This window comes from Caldicellulosiruptor naganoensis, assembly GCF_026914285.1.
In the GTDB taxonomy this organism is placed as follows: Bacteria; Bacillota; Thermoanaerobacteria; order Caldicellulosiruptorales; family Caldicellulosiruptoraceae; genus Caldicellulosiruptor; species Caldicellulosiruptor naganoensis.
The window spans coordinates 428,256-446,621 of the sequence record NZ_CP113864.1; the positions used below are offsets into that span (position 1 = coordinate 428,256).

The window sequence follows — 18,366 nt, forward strand, 5'->3', positions numbered from 1 at the left end:
ATGTTGAGAGGTGTTTAGTTTGGGAAGACAGATAAGTGAAAGAGAGAATTTTTTAAAAAACATATTTGAAAGAAAAACAGGCTATAAGTTAAAAATTTGCAATAAAGATTCACCTAATTTTATTGCCTATGAAAACGGGAAGAAAATTGCTTACGTTGAGGCAACTTTGTTGGAATTAGAGGATTATAGTTTTTACAATTCAATGAGAGGTTTTAATAAAAAGTTAGAGGAATATATTCCTTCAGATAAAATTTTAAAAATTGATTTTACGAAGTGTAAAGTTGCAGACCTTCAAGACCATAAAGAAATAAAAAAGAGATATAAAAAAATGATAGAAGAACTTTGCAGGTTTTTTAGAGGTGCTGATATAAAGTGTACAAATTTAGAAGAATTAAATTTAATGTTGAACGGTATAGGAAGTTGTTTAAACAGATTATGTAATAATTGTGTTAAAATAGAATTGAAGAAAGGTACAAATTCTGAAAGGGCGGGAAAAGTTATATTATTGTTGCCTTCTTTTACATTGAATAATGTGAACAACAATTTAAATGATTGGCTTGAAAAAACAATTTGTAAAGCATTGCAAAAAGAGAGCTGTTTTATTTAAAACAAAGAGGTATTAATGGTATATCCAATAAATTCAGCAAGATTTTTTTGCATTGTAATGAAAATATTTGCGAGATTAATATTAACTAAAACTTGCAGAAAAAATAAAATATTAAATCCTTGCACACCAAACAAATGTATGGTATAATCAAATCAATAGTTAATTTTAAATCTGGAGTATGGTTTTGCAATGAGGACTCAAATAACTTTTTTTCGCCAAAAAGTTGTGCCCATAGTGAAATGGGCGGGTGGTAAAAGGCAGATAATAAAGAGTTTGCTTGAAAAACTGCCAAGCCATTTTTCCACATATTATGAACCTTTTTTAGGTGGCGGAGCACTTTTGATAGAGCTTTATAATAGAGGAATTTTAAAGAATGCTGTTGTTTCAGATATTAATCTTGAACTCATAAACCTTTACACTGCAATTAAAAATTGTCCAGATGAGGTAGTTTACTATATTAAAAATTTAGATTTTAAAAATGCCGAGGACGATTACTATAAGGCAAGAGAACTTTACAATTCTATTAAAATAAAAAGTATAGGTACAATTGAAAATGAAAACTTACTCAAAGCAGTGTTATTGCTCTATTTGAACAGACATTGTTACAATGGGCTTTACAGGGTGAATTCAAAAGGCGAATTCAATGTTCCTTTTGGAAGATATAAAAATCCTAAAATGCCAACCAGTGAAGAAATATTTGCCTTTTCAGAAATGCTACAATCTGTTGAAATTTTACATGCAGACTTTGAAGAAGCAGTGAAAAAAGCTTCTGAGTTTGATTTTGTGTATTTTGATCCTCCATACATGCCTGTGTCCAAAACAGCTAATTTTACTGATTACACAGTTGCAGGTTTTACAAAAGAGGAACAAGTAAGGCTGAAAAATGTTTGTGATAACCTGAGCAAAAAGGGTTGTTTTGTTATGATAAGCAACTCAGATTCAGAGTTTATAAGAGATCTTTATAGAAGTTACAACATTGAGGTAATAGAGGCAAAAAGACTCATTAATTCAAGTGCAGAGAAAAGGACTGGTCATAAAGAAGTTATTATAACTAATTATTGAAAAGAAGGTGTTATTGTGTCACCTGGTGGAAGAGGTACTCGGACAGGGAAGGTTCATGAAAAATTGATTCAACAGGCATTGTTAGAAAATTACCCTGATGCGTTTAAGGAACAAGTTGTGGTTGGCAATGATCTCTTTGGGAATAAATATAAAGCTGATTTTGTTTTAAATGACGAGATAATTATAAGTGCTAAATGGCAGCAAACACGCGGGACCGCAGAGCAAAAAATAGTTTATGAGATAATCACCTTGGTTAAAATTTTAAAGGAAAATCCAAAGTATAAAAAAGCTTATATTATAATTGGTGGAACAGGATATACTAAGAAAGCAAAAGATTTTTATTTAAATCAAAAACATGTTGACTATATAAAAGAGGGGAACTTGGTTGAAATAATATCTTTTGAAGATTTTGTCAAAAGATCGAATTTGAAATTACTGTAAAAGTAGAGAGATATTAAAAAACTCAAAAGGGCTAAGTGCGAATCTGTCACTGCCTTAGCCCTTTTCCATTTTAACCTGTGCCTCATACCAGTCAACAAACTGCTTAGCTGTTCTTGCTGAGCGGCCGTTGTAGTTCATCTCCCACTGCAGAGCAAGCCTGTGAAGCTTTTCTGTAATCTCAATTCCCCTTTTCTTTGCAATTTCATCAACAATTGCAAGGTATTCTTGCTGGGTTGGGGATGGGTATGTGACCACTATTCCAAACCTGTCAGCAAGAGAAAGTTTTTCTTCTAAAGTGTCGTTAAAGTGCACTTCATCATCAGAAAGACCATTTCTGTCGCTGAACCTTTCTTTTACCAAGTGTCTTCTGTTTGAGGTTGCATATATAACAACATTTTGAGGCATTGCCTCTAAAGACCCTTCTAAAATGGCTTTTAGTTTGGTATAATTTTCCTCAATGTCTTCAAAAGACAAATCGTCTACAAAGATTATGAATTTAAGCGGGACATCTTTTAAGATTCTAATTAGCCTCGGAAAAGTATAAAGCTGGTCTTTAAACACTTCAACAATTCTTAAGCCCTTGTGAGAAAACTCGTTCAAAATTGCTTTTACAGTTGATGACTTTCCAGTTCCTCTGCTGCCATAAAGCAGGATATTGTTGACTCTTTGACCATTTAAAAACGCTAAAGTGTTTTCAACAACAATCTTTTTCTGCCTGTCAATATTTACAAGGCTATCTAATCTTATTGGGTCTAAGTTTTCAATGCCAATTAGCTTCTCGCCATCCCATGAAAAACCTTTGTATTTTGCAAAGATTCCAAAGCCATTTTGCCTGTGGAATTCTACAAGCTCCTCAATTAAACTGCTCCAGCAAGTTTTTTTCAAAAATTTTTCAATGATGGTTTTTGTAGAGTTATCAATGGTGTTATGCAACATGGTATTTGTGCCTTTGAGCTCTAAAAAACTTTCAGCTAAAAAGTTTGGCAAGGCAGCAGATTCTTTTAAATAATCTTTTATCTCTTTTGCAGAAAAGTTTGATATAAACTCAAGGCAGTCTAAATCACAAGCTGCAGCTTTTTTAAGACTCTCATTTATTGCTATGTTGTTAACACTTTTTGCTGCTAATTTTGTAAAAGTGTTTTCGCTAAAGAGAATTTTCTCAATAATGTATTCCTTTAAACTACAGCCTTTCCCAGCTTCTAAAAGATTGTAACAAACTGTGCTATAAAGATTTACAATTCTTACAAAATCCTTATTTCCATCGTCAATGTAGCAGATAAGATTATACAGCTTTTCAAGAACGCTATCATGAATAAGGTTTCGATAAACTTTTAGGTTTTCAAAACACAGTCTGTAGAGCTTTATTTTCTCATTCATCGCTGGTATATCTCCTTTGTGCCAAAATAAAATCTTTTGTAATAGAAAGTTTGAATCAACGATATCCTTTGTTTCTACATTTATTTTAGAACAAGCTAATGTCTTTTGAAAAGTTTTCTTTCTGTTAGATTCAAAACTTGATTAAATTAGCTTGTATCTGGTACAATAAAAAAAGATAGTAAATTAAAGAGGTGAAGAAGGTTGAAAGAGAAGAAGATTAGAAGATGCTTTTCTTTGATAATAATGGTAATAATAAGTCTGATGGCATTTTCTACAGTCTTATCAGCAGATATTTGGATAGAGTGTGGCAAGAAGATAAAAAATATACAGCAGTCAAAAGACAATAGAGTTGTAGCAGTTGTAAACGGTGAAAAGATTTATAAAAAGGATTTAGAGGTTGCGTATGCGTTAGAAGAGGCAAGCTATTTATCTCGAAAAGAATCTTATCAAAAGCTTTTAAAAAAATACAAGGCAAGCTTTCTAAAGCCACCTGTGCAAAAGACAAAAAAAGATGTTTTAAACAACATGATAGAAAATCTTCTTTTGCTTCAGGCTGCTAAAAAAGAAGGGTATATAGTGTCAGAAAAAGAAGCGAAAGACTACTATGAAAAAACAAAGAAGACAATGCAAGACGTAATAAGTGGAAAAGTTTCAGGTGATGTGGAAAGTGTAAAGTTTGCAAATGATGTAATTGAGAAGCTCATCAAAGGATGGGGAATAACAAGAGAGGAGTATGACAAAAAAGTTATTGAACAGACAAGAAATATGCTTTCTATTCAGAAACTACTTGATGCAAAATTTGAAGAGTTCAGGCTCAAGTCCAAGAATTTGGTGATTGAAGACTTCAGAAAGGAATATATAAATTCATTAAAGAAAAAAGCTAAAATAACAATATATAAAAGGAATATTTAAAAATGGAATTTATACAGCACAAGGCCACAGGCTTGAAAAGTCTGTGGTTTTTATTTTTTTTTAACTTCGCATAAAATTTGAACTTTTTTAGAAAAGCGTTTTGAATATAATAAAAAATTAGCTGCTTGCTACTAAAAACAAGATTGGCTGGGAAGGAGGGAATAAAAAAAGAAGGCAAAAAGTACACCAAATAACTTTAAGGCTTTAAAATAAACGAAGAAAGGATGTGATTTTTTGAGCCAGAACTGGTTGTTTGAAGAAGCAACAAGGCTGGCTCATGAATATGGCTTTAGAGTGTACGAAGTTACACAAACGGTTGTGAGAATTAGAACAATTTGCGACGAGTGGCTGATACAGTATGTTGAGGGTTCGAAAAAACCGTTTTACCTGTACCACTACAAGCAAAAACCTCATCTTCAGAGAAAGTTCTATGATCTGCCTTTCTTGTTCAAGTCAATTTGGCAGCATGACAGGTTTGTCTTAAACGGGCGTAGTACAGTTCCTATCGGAGTATATTAAAATCCCTGCGAAAATTGAAAATAGCACAAAAGAAAGGAGGTGGGTTTAATAAAATGTAAGTTTAAATGTTTCTTGAAAAAAGTTGAAGTAAAATTCAAAACAACAACATGAATATCTATGGTATAATAAAATTTCAAAGGAGTGTGATAGTTTGGCAAATGTTTTTTTGTTTTTTATGGGGTTCGTAGGGGGAGTAGTAAGTTTACTTTTGTATCTGAAATTTCATTTTCCAAAACTTTCAAAAAAATTTTCTATCAAGCTTGTACCAACAGCAAGGTCATTTGATGAGCTAAAAGAGATGTTCAGCTGCACAAAAGAAGATGTAGAAAATGAGCTAAACAGCTATTTAGAGTTTTCAACAATTGAAAAGGGAAAAAAGCTTGCTGAGAAAATATTTTGCCATGTGACAGTATGTCTGGGGATACTTGCCTCGTTGGAGAGATTTGGTGTAAATCCAAATGAAGTTTTAGAAGGGTTGAAGAATGAAAATGCGGTTCAAGAGGATTGTAGAAAATAAAGAATAATATAGTCATAACAATTAGATTGTTCCTTGGTGGTTATTGCCATCAAGGATTTTTTGTTATAAAATGTTTTTAATTGAGGGGTTATAAGATACAATTTTTAAAATTTGCAAGGGGGATTTTTAAATGGTTTGGATTAAAATATTGGGTCTAGATTTGGCATGCATTGCATTATACATTATTATTATGCACATTATTAAAAATTACATTATATTAAACTTTCAAAACAGTAAGAACAAAGAGGAAGCAGCTACAAAGCTAAATACCTTTTTTATTTGGTCAATATTCGTAGTTAGCACTGCAATAGGAGCATTAGCTGGATTTTCGATGGCAGCGATACTCAAGGTAAAGGGATTGCGTGAATTTACTTTGTTCATGATATTGTTAGCTTTTGAAATTTATGTTGTAATAATGTTTTTTACAAATAAAATTCATGAAAAAATTTTTGATCAAAAGTTAAAAAGTTTATTTGTAATAAGGCAGTTTGTGGTTGTTTCCTTGGGTTTAATTGTTATGCTTTTTATAATTTTAATACCTATTTTAGCCAATTTAAAAACTGATGATTATAAATATACCTATCTTTTACCCATTTCTATTTTTATAGGGTTTTATTTATTTTGGTTAATATTTTTGAATCTGCAATATCCTAAGAAGGAACTAAAAATAGATGAATATCCTTTCATCAAAGAAGTTTTAAAAAAGTTTAATTTTGAAGATATAAAAGTTATTCTTCTTGAAACAATGGGACAAAAGTTTGCAAATCTTTTTGCAGCAGGTGTTTTTAAACCACAGCTTTTAGTTACATCATATGCTTTGGAAAATTTAAAAGAAGATCAGTTTCAGGCAATTATGGTTCACGAAATAGGGCATATAAAGAGAAAACATGTAAGAAAAATACTTTTAGGTTGGGTCATAACTATATTCTATTATTTAGCTTTTGTCTACGGGCTTGAAAGTTTAATCGATTATTTTGTGCAAGACATTGTAATTTTTAATATTGTTATATTAGCTATCTTATTGGCGGGTACACTTCAACTTTTTCTACTAATAAGTTACATTGGTCGAATTGCCGAAATTGAAGCAGACTTATTTGTGCTAAAAAGTGGGGTGGATAGAGAGGTTTATGAGAATGCCTTGAAATCAATTTATGCACTTAACTACATAAAAGGTGATGTTTCAAAGCCGCTCGAGAAGATTCAATCCCATCCTTCGTTAAAAAAGAGGATCCGGATATTGACTGATGTTGAAAAAAAACAATATAAAGAATATTTCCCACCATTCAAAAAGGTTTATAGTACGCTGATAGCAGCTATGGTAGTGTTCTTTACAAGTTATATAACATTTGGTATACTGCTGCCAAATAATAATCTAATTAAAGATTCCGCAAATATTGAAAAGATAAGGTTGATAAAATATGTTTCAGCCTCGACCGATGTTGGTAGAAACGGTAAGAAGGTTAATTTACGGGTGGAAAAAAGCATTACAGATGAAAAAGAAATACAAGATATATTAAGATGCATTAGGAAGATAAAAACTAAATCTGATTTTGCTAATACTCTATTTGAAAGGGATTATGAAATTGAAATATACCAAAAGAGTAGCCAGCCTACAATTTATTATTTTTCATCAAGTTCAGGTGTGATTATGAAATATGTTTTAGCTGAAGATTTTGTAAAAGGGGGAAGTAGGCCATGGGTAGGAGTTAATAAAGAACTTGGGAAGGTTATTTCAAAGTATTTCAATAGCAATGAAAATTAGCAGTGAAAATTAAGAAGATTCATGCTTGATATTGCAAATTAAAAAATTAATGTGATAGAATTATGATAACACTAAATTATTGATTTTAAACAAATGAAGTATTTTAGATGGATAGGGGGATTATTCTAATGATTACTATCAACAAAGAAAAGTGTGTAAACTGTTATAAGTGCATACGTGTATGTCCTGTACAATTTGCTAATGTTATTGACGGAGAATATATAAAACTTGACAATGATTTTTGCATCAAGTGTGGAAGATGTATAAAGCACTGTGAACATGGAGCAAGGGGTTTTATAGATGATATTTCTTTGCTTAAAGAGATGTTAGCTTCTGGTATAAAACCTATTGCAGTTGTTGCCCCCTCAGCAAGAGCCAATTTCAAAATAGGAAAACTTATAAATACTTTGAGAGAAATTGGATTTAAAGAGGTTTACGATGTTTCTTTTGGTGCAGATATAACCACTTGGGCTTATATCAGATACATTCAGCGTTTTTCCAAAAAAAGTGTTATTGCTCAACCATGTCCTGCAGTAGTTAATTACATAGAAAAACACATTCCTCAACTTCTTGATTATCTGATTCCTGTCCAGAGCCCAATGATGTGTGTAAGTATTTTTCTGAAAAAATATTTGAAAAAAACCGAACCAATAGTTTTTATTTCTCCATGTATTGCTAAAAAAGACGAGATAGCAAGATTTCCTGATATTGTCCAGTTGAATGTAACATATATTTCCTTGATGGAAGAATTTGGTGATGTATACAACAGGGCAGCTGATACAGGAAAGTTTGATTATGCTGAAGGGTATTTAGGAAAACTTTTTAGCAGACCAGGCGGATTAAAAGAGAATGTTCATGCATATTTCAAGGATGCAAAAGTAAAACAGATCGAAGGTGATATAATATTTGAATATTTAGAAAAAGACTATTTGAATACGCCAGACAATCAAAAACCTCTAATTGTTGACATATTAAACTGCCACGAGGGGTGCAATAAAGGAACCGCTACCAAATTAGATGTTCCTATCGATGTAATAGATTATGAATTTGATGTTATGAAGAAAAGTACGTATAACAAATTCAAAAGTAAAAGATTGTTTAAGTTCTTCGACAAAAAACTTAAATTAGAAGACTTTATGACAACGTACTCAAACAAAAGCAAGTATTTAGAAAAGCCTTCTTCTGATGTGTTAGAAAATATCTACAATGAAATGCTAAAAACCTCGACAGAAAAGAGAAATTTAAATTGTTCAGCTTGCGGATATGATTCTTGTGAAGAAATGGCTATTGCAATCTACTATGGATATAACAGAAAAGAAAATTGTGTAAATTACTTAAAAGATAAACTGTCTCTTGAGAATGAAGAATTATATACCAAAAATATACAAATAAATAAACTATTAGATAATATTAACAATACTCAAAAACAACTTGAGGAATTAATAAATGAAGTGGCATTTGCTACAGATGTTGTAGATAGGAGTATGCAAGAGATAGCTGTTGGATATAGTGAGAGTGCTAAAGAAATTGAGAATATATCTACTTCAGTTTCTGGATTATTAGCTCAAATTAAGTTACTTGATAGTATTAGTAAAGAGTTGTCTACGAAAATTGATATTCTAAACAAAACAAATAATATACTTCAGGATATAGGAAGTAGCATATCTCTTTATGCTTTAAATGCTTCTATTGAAGCTTCAAAAATAACTGAGTCAAAAGGTTTTTCTGTTATAGCCTCAGAAATAAGGAAACTTGCAGATAGAATGAAAGTTGAAACATCTATCGTAAAAAAGGAATTTGATACAATGATCAGTTTGATGAACCAGATCCCTGATTTATCGGAGAAAATTTTAAATGCGATTGAAAATATAAACAGTTCTTTAGTGAATGAAAGTGCCCTGATTGAAGAATTAACGGCGAAAAGTGAGGAAATTTCAGCTGAAATTTCACGACTCAATGCATTAATTCAGCAAGAAGGTGTACTAGAAGAAAAATAACTGAGGGGATGAAAAACCCAAAAAATTACTTTTCTTAATTGTTTTGCTAATTGAGAGTGGGGGTCTTTGCAGACCAGGTTTGCAAAGACCTATTTTTGTTTTAAACATCTCTTATACAACTGATTCGCTTCTCGTTATTTTATGTATATACTGTATACTGTCTATCAAGCTCAATCAAAATAAAATTTTCTTTACATTACATGACCGAACAGTCATAATAAATCTTGAGGTGAGGTTCTATGCCCAAGCAAACATTTTTAAACCTTCCAGAGGAGAAAAGAAACCTTATAACAGTTACATTAATAAAGCACTTTTCACAAAAACCTTATCATGAGGTTGATATCTCTGATGTTGCAAAAGAATGCAATGTTACAAAGGGGAGCATGTATCAGTATTTTAAAAACGAGAAAGATATGTACTTTTATGCTGTAGAAGTTTCTTACTAGAGGTTTTTAGAACTTCTTGAAAAGCTTGATATGGTGCATATAAATTTCTTTGCTTATTATGAGAATTCACAAGAAACTATTTGAATTGCAGTGAAAGAGCTTTTTTTCACAAAACTCACCTTTTAAAGATGAGATAAATGAAAAATTTTTGAAACAGTCAAGAGAGTTTTTGGTAGAGATTATCGTTATAATTTCTATTTTTTGGAAGATACACGTTTTTATATGAAGTTTATAATTGAAGAAGATCTGAGCAAAACATCAACAACACTTGATCTTGATATAAGTTATTTTAAAGATGTTCTGTCTCAATCTATAAAACTTTTGTGCCACTCAGTCTTTTTATAATTCTTGTATCATCTTTTATACTCTTTATTGTCATGCGAAGGGTAATAAATACTATGCATGCTGAAATTGGTACAATCTATTCAATGGGATATACACAAAAAGATGTACTAAAAGTCTTCATGAGGTTTCCACTTTATGTTTGGCTTTTTGGTTCCATCTTCGGTGTTGTACTTGGGGTTATTGAAGCATCTCCTTTTGCACAGTTTTACAGGTCATATTTTACATTACCAAAGATAAAGTCAATTTTGCCATGGCAGCACATATTTGTTGCGATGCTTCTCCCAGCCATATTTATATTTCTTTCAGGTTACCTTGCAATCAAGAACTTTTTCAAGCTCACAATTGTTCAGATGCTTCACGGCGTTGATGAAATAAAATTTGGCAAGCTTCCTTCAATAAAGTTTTTTGACAGATTTGAGTTTGGAACAAGGATTATGCTAAAATATGGCTGGCGTCATATTGGCAGGGAACTAATTTTGGCAGTTGGGATAATCTTTTCAACAATCCTTATGATGTATGGTATGACTGCAAAGGATTCAATTATAACTGCAATAGAAAGAGCATATGAGAAGAATTTTAAATACAACTATCTTTATCTATTAAATTCTGTCTCCACACACCCTGAGATTAAACTCCAAAGCGCAGCTGAGCCATACAACCTTTTGTCTTTTGACATTGAAGGGACAAAACTGAGTATTACAATTTACGGTATTAAAAGTAACTCAGATATGATAAAGCTGTATGATGAAAAAGGAAAAGAAATCTCTGTGTCAAGTGAACTTATCATAACCAAACCTCTTGCAAGCAAACTTGGTATTGGCGAAGGAGATAAGATTAAACTAAAAAACAAATTTACAGGCAAAGAATATACTTTAAAAGTGAAAAAAGTTGCCAACCTTCCTGTTGGGAACAATGGGTATATGGAACTTGAAAGCTTTAATAAGCTTTTTGGATATAGCAATGGAGATTATATTGGGATATTCTCAAAAGAAAAGTTGGAAATTCCACAGAGCTTAATTTTTGAAAGTTATACAAAATCTGAACTTTTAAATACAATAAAGGCATCTGCTGGCGATTTATCAAAGACTATAGGTGTGATGGCACTAATTGCTGCTGTGCTTGCTCTTTTGATTGTGTATGTTCTGTCTACTTTGACTTTAAATGAAAACAAGAAAAGTATAGGAATTTTAAAAATGCTGGGGCACAGTGAAAGGAGTATTTTTAAAATGATTCTCGGTTTTAACTACATTTCGTTTTTTATAGGATTTGTTGCAGGAATTCCCCTATCTAAAATTACAATGGATGGGCTTATGAGCACAGTGACAAAAGATATAGATTTTGCAATAAGCCTTGATTTGAGCGTGCAGAGTGTATTGTCTACATTTGTAATACTTCTTTTAGTCTTTCTGATTTCAAGGTTTTTGGCAAGGCAGAAAATAGCGAGGGTAATGCCGGTTGAGATATTAAAAGGGCAGCTTGATTGATGTCAAAAGGGCTGGCTTGCAAGAGAAAAAAAGATCAGCCCTTTTTTTATGTCAAGTCCTTTTTGTCAAACCTTTTTACCAGACAATTTTATTTTAACATTCTGTTCCAAATTAAAATTTAACAAATATTTTACATGATTTTTATTTAGATTTAAAATCTGTTTGCTATATATATAGGCGAAAGAAAAAATGGTAGAAAAGAAGTAATTAAAAATAGGTTTTTCTACTGTACACCGGGAGAGGTAGTTTAAAAAAAGCGGTATAATTTCAAGGTGGTTAAAAAGATTTTTAGATAATTAGGACAAAAAATACAATAGAATACCGAGCTGCTCAGTATGGAAAAATTTAACTAGCAGCTTGTTTGGGAAAGATTATTAAAATAAAAAAGAGGAATTAATCATCTTGGGTGAGGACGAGGGCACGTTTAAGTCAATGACAGGTCAATCTCTGAGAACTTCTTGTTGTAGAAGGCTTTGTAGCGTATTGTGTACTACTTTTCACAGTTAGCAGCCTCAACAAGATGGTATTCTGAGAATATTGGTTACCACACTTAGCTAATGAGACATCTTGGGCATTGAAGTTGCCTGATTGGTACTGAGCCCAAACAAGGTCAGAATACTTTGCCAAAGCAGCTTCATTTTTGAAGCGTTTAATATTATCAATTTCAGCGATGATGTCGGCTGCAAGAACATCTCCTATGCCATGAATAATAGCCAAGGTTTGAGAAAAGGCTTTAAGAAGTTTTGAGATTTCTTTATCAAGTTTTTTAAGTTGTTTTTGCATAAATCTAATGAAAATCTATTGTTGCTGTTATCGGATGCAAATTTAATTAAGTCTTCTAAAGCCATAGAGGCAATGTCGTCAAAAACAATCAATAACTCTTTTGATTATTTATTAAAACTTTCTTGATGGTTAGGTAAAGAAATTTGATAAACTCCTTTTTGCAAGTTATGGTAAAAAGAAGTGTTAAGTCCTTTATCCCTGGGGATTACATGGCAATAGTAGCCTCGCCGATATTAGAGCTACTTGAACAGTTTACAGGGGGCACACATCTCACATGCTCAAATCAGATGTAGTAAACTGTCAGTGCTTAAGCCTTCGAGTAAACATTACTCATGTAATTCTTTGAGGCAGAAGTCTTTCTCAAACTGTGGCGTGCAGATATCAAAGCACGTCCAGCAGGAGGTGATCAAAAATATCCAAAATAAACTAAATCAGGCTTAAACTTTTTTTGATTTTAGTTTACCAAAGATAAAAGGCAAATTTAAACTGTAGCAGTCAATTTTAATATTCAATTTTTGAGAAGTGAGTGTTTTAAGAAAGGTGCATTATCAAAATAAATTTCCAGTAATCAATTGGTACTGATAATTAAATGTACCAATTGAGATATGAAGTTTTAATTGATTTGATAATTATATGATACGAGAGAGGTATTGGTATGATAAAATCAATAATGAGAATTCTGGCTATCATAGTCTTTACCTTATTCCTGGTGATTAGTGTTACAGTTTTTCTTACTGGTGCGAAAAACGCGCCCACTGTTATGATAGATAAATATGTAATAACAATACCAGAAAAATTTTATATCCCCTATAAAGGCAATGCTCATAAATATTTCCCAAATGGTATTAAACCAGCTTTTGGTTCTGGACTCACCATTAAATCAGTCAACCCGGATGGTTCCATCGAGTTCTATATGGTTACTGACCGGGGACCAAATGTTGATGGTCCAAATTACGATGATGGCAGAAATAAATATGCCAGTATAATTTTCCCTGTTCCTACATTTCAACCTTAAATTGCGGTAGGAGTTATTAAAAATGGAAAAGCAAAGGTTATTGAGACAATAGGTTTAAAGGACGAACAAGGTAAAGCTATTACGGGTTTACCTATCATGCCTGGTTTAGTTGGTTCTACTAATGAAGTTGCTTTAACTGAAAATCTAAAACTTCTAAGTTATGACAATAATGGTCTTGATCCAGAAGGTATTGCACTTGACTCTAAAGGTAATTTCTGGATTTGTGATGAATATGGTCCTTTTATAGCTCAGTTTGATAAAACTGGCAAACTCATAAAGAAATATGCTCCTGGAAATGGTTTGCCTAATATACTGAAGTACCGTATTCCTAACAGAGGTTTTGAGGGCATTACTATAGCACCAAATGGAAAGATTTACGCTGCGCTACAAAGTGTTTTAGATATAGAGGGGAAAACAGCTAAGACTGCTAAATTTACTAGAATACTAGAATTAGACCCTGAAAGTGGAAGAACAAAAATGTATGCTTATCCCATTGATCAAGATAATTATAAGTCTCCTAAAGATGCTAAAATTGGTGATATATTTGCTATATCTAATAACAAATTTCTTTTAATTGAACAAGGTAAAGGCAAAGATAATAATATGCGCAATATTATTTACCTGGTTGATATAAAAGAGGCCACAGATATTTCTAACATAAGAGTAGAGGGCAAAGAACTGGAATTTGTCGCTGACAAAGATCAGCTTTATAAAACTATTAAATTTCCTACAAAGAAAATTGTATTTGACCTAAGGGCAAATGGCTGGAAAGCTGAAAAAGCAGAAGGAATAGTCATGTGTCCTGACAAAAAGACAATAATGGTGATAAATGATAACGACTTTGGTATAACCATTAATGTTAAAGACAGTGAGAGAAAAGATGTTAAAATTGCAGACTATACACTTTATGCAGATGGTAGCCTCAAATACAAAGAAAAACTTGCCGAGCCGACAATCAGTATTGTTCCTAATTCTGAAGAGGAAAGAAACACGTATTTATGGGTTATAAAACTTCCTGAAATAATGAAAAAATGAAAATCAGGATTATTAAATTAAAGTTACTATAATAGGCCTGATTTACATATGTTATATTATTCGTGCATTTTCTAATACTTTAACCTCCTTGTTTCCATTTTATACGGCGTAAGTTCTCTCGCTGCAAGTAAATATTAATTTACTTGACTTTAACAGTCTAAAGATATCCATTTTAATTTACTTCTTGACTTTTCAATCATGCTGTTTACACTTTTGGTGTCCTTTGTGGATAAAAAATGTTTCTTTAATTCTTTAGAGTGTTTTGTATAGGCAAGATAAAACTCTGCTTTTTGTGATATTGCAGCAATAAAATTGAGAATATTTTGTGAGTGGAAAATTCAAAGCTTTCAAAGTCCGGACAAGTGAATGCTCAAAAATAACCATTGATGTACTTGACACTTCAGACAACATAAAGTAATAGAGCAAGTTTTACTTGTAGATGCTTTAGAGCTGAGCAATTAGGATCATCACAGGAAGCAATATATATTTAATACTTGCTTCTTGAACCATTCTTTTAGCTGTCTCAATAATTACGTTTTTATTCTTTTTCAGTACTCCTCTTTAATAAGTATTTCAATATTAATTTTACAGTAGATACAATTTGTTTAACTTCCTTAGAATATTCCTAAGCTGAAGGTTTATGTATTTACTTATTGGGTGCTTTATTAATGGATCATAAATGAAAGATAGCTATCTGCAAGGAGGGCAAATAAATAATGAAAAAGACAGTATACATATTTGCATTTCTGGCAATTGTGTATGAAATCTGTGTTGGAACACTTTTGATTCTTAAAAAAGAAAATATTTCACTGAGCGAGTACTGGGGGTGGGGATTATCGGTCATAGGTGTTGTTGCTTTTTTAGGTTTGTTGAGTGGTATATTTGGTGGTAAAAAACTTTTAAATATTTTAACAATCAATATTTTTACAGTAATAATAATTAATATAATTTCTGCAATGTTTACACCTGTAATCTTAACTGAAGATGTAAAACAGAGATTGCTCAAAGAAGCTATGCAAAAAAACATGGAGCTTAATCTTGGAAACAACTTTGGCAATGTAATATCAAGTATTATGCTTTATTCTGTAATAGTAGCACTCTTGTCGTTTTTAGGATTTAAGATAGGCGCAATTTTGAGAAAAAGATCTTGAAAAAATAAATTAATATATTGACTTTCTTTTTTTTTCAGTGTATTATTAATATAGAACACTAATATGGTGGTGCAGTTGTAATGAGATTTAAAAAGGGTAGATCTTTATTTGTATTTGTAATTGTCTGTATAGTTATATTAATAGTGGTAAATGTATTTACAAAGAGCATAAAAACACAGCAGGCTGAAAAAATGCAAAATGAAAATGTTGTAAAAGTTATTAAGAGGGATTTGGACGAGGAAATGACATTGAGGGGTGTGGTTACTTCTGAAGAAATACCAATATTTTCACCTGTAACTGCAAAAGTTAAGAATGTATTTATCAAAGAAAATAATTATGTCAAAAAGGGCGATTTAATTGCAATTTTGGATGATACGAAAATAAAACTTGAAATAAAAAGAAAAGAAAGAGAAAAACAAAGTTTGTATAAAGATTTGGAAAATTTGTACAAAAGTCTTGAGGAATGTTCAGTGTATTCTCCGTTTGAAGGACAGGTTCTAGAAGTATATGTAAAAGAAAAAGATGTAGTTTCAAAAGGAAGCCCAATTTGCAAAGTTAGCAAAATTGATTTGGTATACCTTACAGTAGCATTTCCCAAATGGCTTTTTAAAAACATAAAGCAGGGGGACCCAATTGAGATAATATTGCATGAGTTTGGACAAGAAATAAAAGGATATGTAAGATCAAAAAGTTCCGTATTTTATACAGACGAAAATGGTTTTCCAGCATTTGATGTTGAAGTAGTCTTAAAGGAGAGGAGTATACCTTTAAAGGCAAGAGCATTTTGCATATTTGAATATAATGGGCAAAAAGTTAGAAGTTTGAACGATGGTATAATCACAGCAGAAGAGGATGTTATAAAGTCACCTACAGATGGTGTTGTAAAAAGTATATATATCTCAAAATTTTCACAAATAAATAAAAATCAGTTAATAATTGAACTTTCAGATGATAAGATTGCAGAACAGATTGAAAACAAGAAAACACAGATTGAGCAGATTGAAGAAGAAATAAGCGAATATAGAAAGGAACTTAGCAGGTTTGTAATAAAAGCTACATTGGATGGCATTGTGAGTGACGTTAATATTGTTGAGGGCAAAATATTAAATGAAGGTGAAAAACTTGCTGTTATTTGGAATCCTTACAATTTGATATTTGAATCAAAAATATCAGAACTTGAACTTGACAGGATCAAAAAAGGTCAGAAAGTAATGTTACAATTTAAAATTCCTGGTAGAATAGGAGTTCAAGAAATAATTAATAGCACAGTAGAAATGGTAGGTTCAAAACCGCTTGAAGAGAGCAAGGATACCAATATAAGCTTCTATCCAGTTAAAATCGGGTTTAAAAGTGACAGAATTAAAAGAGGAATGCATGCCACAGCACAGATAAAAGTGTTGATAAAGCAAAATGCACTCTGTATCCCTGTGGAAGCTTTAAGAGAAGAAAATGGTAAGTACTATGTGTGGGTAAAAAAGCAAAAGACAAAAAATATTACTAAAAAAACAGAAAAGGATAAGATTGTTGATGAATATGGTTCAAAAGAAAGTTATTATAACGAGGCAGAAAAGAGAGAGGTTATCATTGGTGAAAGTAACAAAAGGTATGCAGAAATTTTAAAAGGCTTAAAAGAAGGAGAAGAAGTAGTATTGCCTCAGGCATATGAGAAAGACATAAAGTAAAAACAGAGGGTGATATTTAATATGGGATATGTGAAGTTTTTTGAGGCGTTTAAAATTGCTGCTAAGTCTTTAATTCACAATAGAACAAGAACATTTCTGAGTGTACTTGGGGTAATAATTGGCATATGCGCAATAATAGTTTCAGTGGGACTTGTTCAATCGGTTAGTATTAGCGTCTCAAAACAATTAGAAGAGAGTGGGCTTGATAGTTTGATATTAGCTTTGCATTATGACATTGATATAGGTGAAATGTCCGGATATCTCAACAGCAAACAAAATTTAATAGTGGGAATAACTCCAAGGAAAACTTATTACACAGAGGTATTATCATCTGATGGAAAAAATTATAAATGTGAAGTACTTCTTTTAAAACCCTCTTCATATATTCTTGAAAATTTAAAATTGGTAAAAGGCAGATTTTTAAGTGTTTTAGATGAAGAGAAGTTAAATAAGGTTGCAATTGTTTTTGATGATCAGGCAGAAAAATTATTTAATAGCAAAAATGGAGTTCTTTTTAAAAAATTATTTATCGGGGGAGAGGAATTTGAAGTTATAGGAACTGTTGCAAAACAAAAACGCATGACAGACATATCAATAGGCTCATCATATTACGATATTAACATTATTGTTCCATACAAAGTTGGTGAAAGTATATTTAATCTTGAAAAAGCCTCACAAATGTTTTACATAAAGAGTATAAACTCAATATACAATCCCAAAATAAAGGAATTATTAGAGGAATATTTGCAAAACAAAGGTTTAAATAAAGAGGATTATGCAGTTATTGACGGTAGAGAGCTTGTTCAATCTATAACAACAATTTCATATCTGTTGAGTGGACTTTTGGGTGGCGTTGCAGCTATATCTTTGATAGTGAGCGGAATAGGCATTATGAACATTATTTTAGTCTCTGTTACTGAGAGAACAAAAGAAATAGGAATTAGAAAAGCTGTTGGTGCAAAAAGTAGTGATATAAGACTTCAATTTCTAATAGAGTCATTCTTAATATCTACTATTGGTTGTCTCGTGGGAATTGTTTTTGGACTGGGGATTGTATATGGAGTTATACCAGATGTATTGGGAGTGGAAGCCATTATTTCACCAATATGGATTATAATTTCAATAGGAATATGTTATCTTATTGGTTTGTTAGCTGGTTGGGCACCGGCAGAAAGAGCCTCAAGACTTAATCCTATCGTTGCTCTCAGATATGAGTAATAATTTAATCCCA

The 18,366-nt window shown here is 31.7% G+C and carries 14 protein-coding genes and 4 pseudogenes; 16 read left to right on the forward strand and 2 right to left on the reverse strand.

What is annotated here, in order from left to right; genetic code table 11:
* The first annotated feature begins 19 nt into the window (after positions 1 to 19).
* The 3 genes from OTJ99_RS02000 (at position 20) to OTJ99_RS02010 (ending at position 2,110) form a co-directional block, all read left to right on the forward strand.
* Complete coding sequence (locus OTJ99_RS02000; RefSeq protein ID WP_045165440.1) at positions 20 to 607, forward strand: hypothetical protein; 588 nt, start codon at positions 20 to 22, stop codon at positions 605 to 607.
* A 189-nt stretch (positions 608 to 796) separates the two neighbouring features.
* Positions 797 to 1,669: a DNA adenine methylase gene (locus OTJ99_RS02005; protein WP_045165439.1), complete on the forward strand. Its 873-nt coding sequence runs from the start codon at positions 797 to 799 to the stop codon at positions 1,667 to 1,669.
* A gap of 15 nt (positions 1,670 to 1,684) precedes the next feature.
* Positions 1,685 to 2,110: a PD-(D/E)XK nuclease superfamily protein gene (locus OTJ99_RS02010; RefSeq protein ID WP_045165438.1), complete on the forward strand. Its 426-nt coding sequence runs from the start codon at positions 1,685 to 1,687 to the stop codon at positions 2,108 to 2,110.
* A gap of 54 nt (positions 2,111 to 2,164) precedes the next feature.
* Here OTJ99_RS02010 and OTJ99_RS02015 read toward each other — a convergent pair whose 3' ends face one another.
* Positions 2,165 to 3,487 (reverse strand): ATP-binding protein, encoded by a 1,323-nt coding sequence (locus tag OTJ99_RS02015; protein WP_045165437.1) that lies wholly within the window; start codon positions 3,485 to 3,487, stop codon positions 2,165 to 2,167.
* A 201-nt stretch (positions 3,488 to 3,688) separates the two neighbouring features.
* Between OTJ99_RS02015 and OTJ99_RS02020 the strand changes: the two genes are divergently transcribed.
* The 8 genes and pseudogenes from OTJ99_RS02020 to OTJ99_RS02050 all read left to right on the forward strand — a co-directional run.
* Entirely contained in the window at positions 3,689 to 4,399 is a 711-nt protein-coding gene (locus OTJ99_RS02020) for a SurA N-terminal domain-containing protein (protein ID WP_052671487.1), read from the forward strand.
* 234 nt (positions 4,400 to 4,633) lie between these two features.
* A complete protein-coding gene (locus tag OTJ99_RS02025) occupies positions 4,634 to 4,918 on the forward strand; it encodes a hypothetical protein (RefSeq protein ID WP_013403056.1) in 285 nt (94 codons plus the stop codon).
* Between the two features lie 151 nt (positions 4,919 to 5,069).
* Positions 5,070 to 5,435 carry a hypothetical protein gene (locus tag OTJ99_RS02030; RefSeq protein ID WP_045165436.1) on the forward strand — a complete coding sequence of 122 codons (366 nt, stop codon included), beginning with the start codon at positions 5,070 to 5,072 and terminating at the stop codon, positions 5,433 to 5,435.
* A 130-nt stretch (positions 5,436 to 5,565) separates the two neighbouring features.
* On the forward strand, positions 5,566 to 7,197 hold the full coding sequence (locus OTJ99_RS02035) for a M48 family metalloprotease (RefSeq protein ID WP_045165435.1): 1,632 nt from the start codon (positions 5,566 to 5,568) through the stop codon (positions 7,195 to 7,197).
* A gap of 128 nt (positions 7,198 to 7,325) precedes the next feature.
* Positions 7,326 to 7,481, forward strand: a pseudogene (locus OTJ99_RS12955) (4Fe-4S binding protein); the annotation flags it as partial.
* A 27-nt stretch (positions 7,482 to 7,508) separates the two neighbouring features.
* The gene (locus tag OTJ99_RS02040) at positions 7,509 to 9,194 is read left to right on the forward strand and encodes a [Fe-Fe] hydrogenase large subunit C-terminal domain-containing protein (RefSeq protein ID WP_235374675.1); all 1,686 of its coding nucleotides are present in this window, start codon (positions 7,509 to 7,511) and stop codon (positions 9,192 to 9,194) included.
* Positions 9,195 to 9,433: 239 nt separating this feature from the next.
* Positions 9,434 to 9,985: pseudogene (locus tag OTJ99_RS12960) on the forward strand (TetR/AcrR family transcriptional regulator).
* Positions 9,964 to 11,469, forward strand: a pseudogene (locus tag OTJ99_RS02050) (FtsX-like permease family protein); the annotation flags it as partial. The pseudogenes OTJ99_RS12960 and OTJ99_RS02050, both read left to right, overlap by 22 nt.
* A gap of 493 nt (positions 11,470 to 11,962) precedes the next feature.
* Here OTJ99_RS02050 and OTJ99_RS02055 read toward each other — a convergent pair.
* A pseudogene (locus tag OTJ99_RS02055) lies at positions 11,963 to 12,332 on the reverse strand (transposase); the annotation flags it as partial.
* Positions 12,333 to 12,907: 575 nt separating this feature from the next.
* Between OTJ99_RS02055 and OTJ99_RS02060 the strand changes: the two are divergent.
* The 5 genes from OTJ99_RS02060 (at position 12,908) to OTJ99_RS02080 (ending at position 18,353) form a co-directional block, all read left to right on the forward strand.
* The gene (locus OTJ99_RS02060) at positions 12,908 to 13,267 is read left to right on the forward strand and encodes a hypothetical protein (RefSeq protein WP_052671485.1); all 360 of its coding nucleotides are present in this window, start codon (positions 12,908 to 12,910) and stop codon (positions 13,265 to 13,267) included.
* Between the two features lie 15 nt (positions 13,268 to 13,282).
* On the forward strand, positions 13,283 to 14,302 hold the full coding sequence (locus OTJ99_RS02065; protein WP_268748495.1) for an esterase-like activity of phytase family protein: 1,020 nt from the start codon (positions 13,283 to 13,285) through the stop codon (positions 14,300 to 14,302).
* Positions 14,303 to 15,018: 716 nt separating this feature from the next.
* Entirely contained in the window at positions 15,019 to 15,453 is a 435-nt protein-coding gene (locus tag OTJ99_RS02070; protein ID WP_045165432.1) for a hypothetical protein, read from the forward strand.
* A gap of 80 nt (positions 15,454 to 15,533) precedes the next feature.
* Positions 15,534 to 17,135: an efflux RND transporter periplasmic adaptor subunit gene (locus OTJ99_RS02075; protein WP_045165431.1), complete on the forward strand. Its 1,602-nt coding sequence runs from the start codon at positions 15,534 to 15,536 to the stop codon at positions 17,133 to 17,135.
* 21 nt (positions 17,136 to 17,156) lie between these two features.
* Entirely contained in the window at positions 17,157 to 18,353 is a 1,197-nt protein-coding gene (locus OTJ99_RS02080) for an ABC transporter permease (protein ID WP_045165430.1), read from the forward strand.
* Positions 18,354 to 18,366: the final 13 nt, after the last annotated feature.

What these genes read in the sequence shown, in the direction of transcription:
- OTJ99_RS02005 (WP_045165439.1), top strand. Translation starts at nt 797, where the DNA reads ATGAGGACTCAAATAACTTTTTTTCGCCAAAAAGTTGTGCCCATAGTG.
- OTJ99_RS02015 (WP_045165437.1), bottom strand. Translation starts at nt 3,487, where the DNA reads ATGAATGAGAAAATAAAGCTCTACAGACTGTGTTTTGAAAACCTAAAA.
- OTJ99_RS02035 (WP_045165435.1), top strand. Translation starts at nt 5,566, where the DNA reads ATGGTTTGGATTAAAATATTGGGTCTAGATTTGGCATGCATTGCATTA.
- OTJ99_RS02060 (WP_052671485.1), top strand. Translation starts at nt 12,908, where the DNA reads ATGATAAAATCAATAATGAGAATTCTGGCTATCATAGTCTTTACCTTA.
- OTJ99_RS02070 (WP_045165432.1), top strand. Translation starts at nt 15,019, where the DNA reads ATGAAAAAGACAGTATACATATTTGCATTTCTGGCAATTGTGTATGAA.
- OTJ99_RS02075 (WP_045165431.1), top strand. Translation starts at nt 15,534, where the DNA reads ATGAGATTTAAAAAGGGTAGATCTTTATTTGTATTTGTAATTGTCTGT.
- OTJ99_RS02080 (WP_045165430.1), top strand. Translation starts at nt 17,157, where the DNA reads ATGGGATATGTGAAGTTTTTTGAGGCGTTTAAAATTGCTGCTAAGTCT.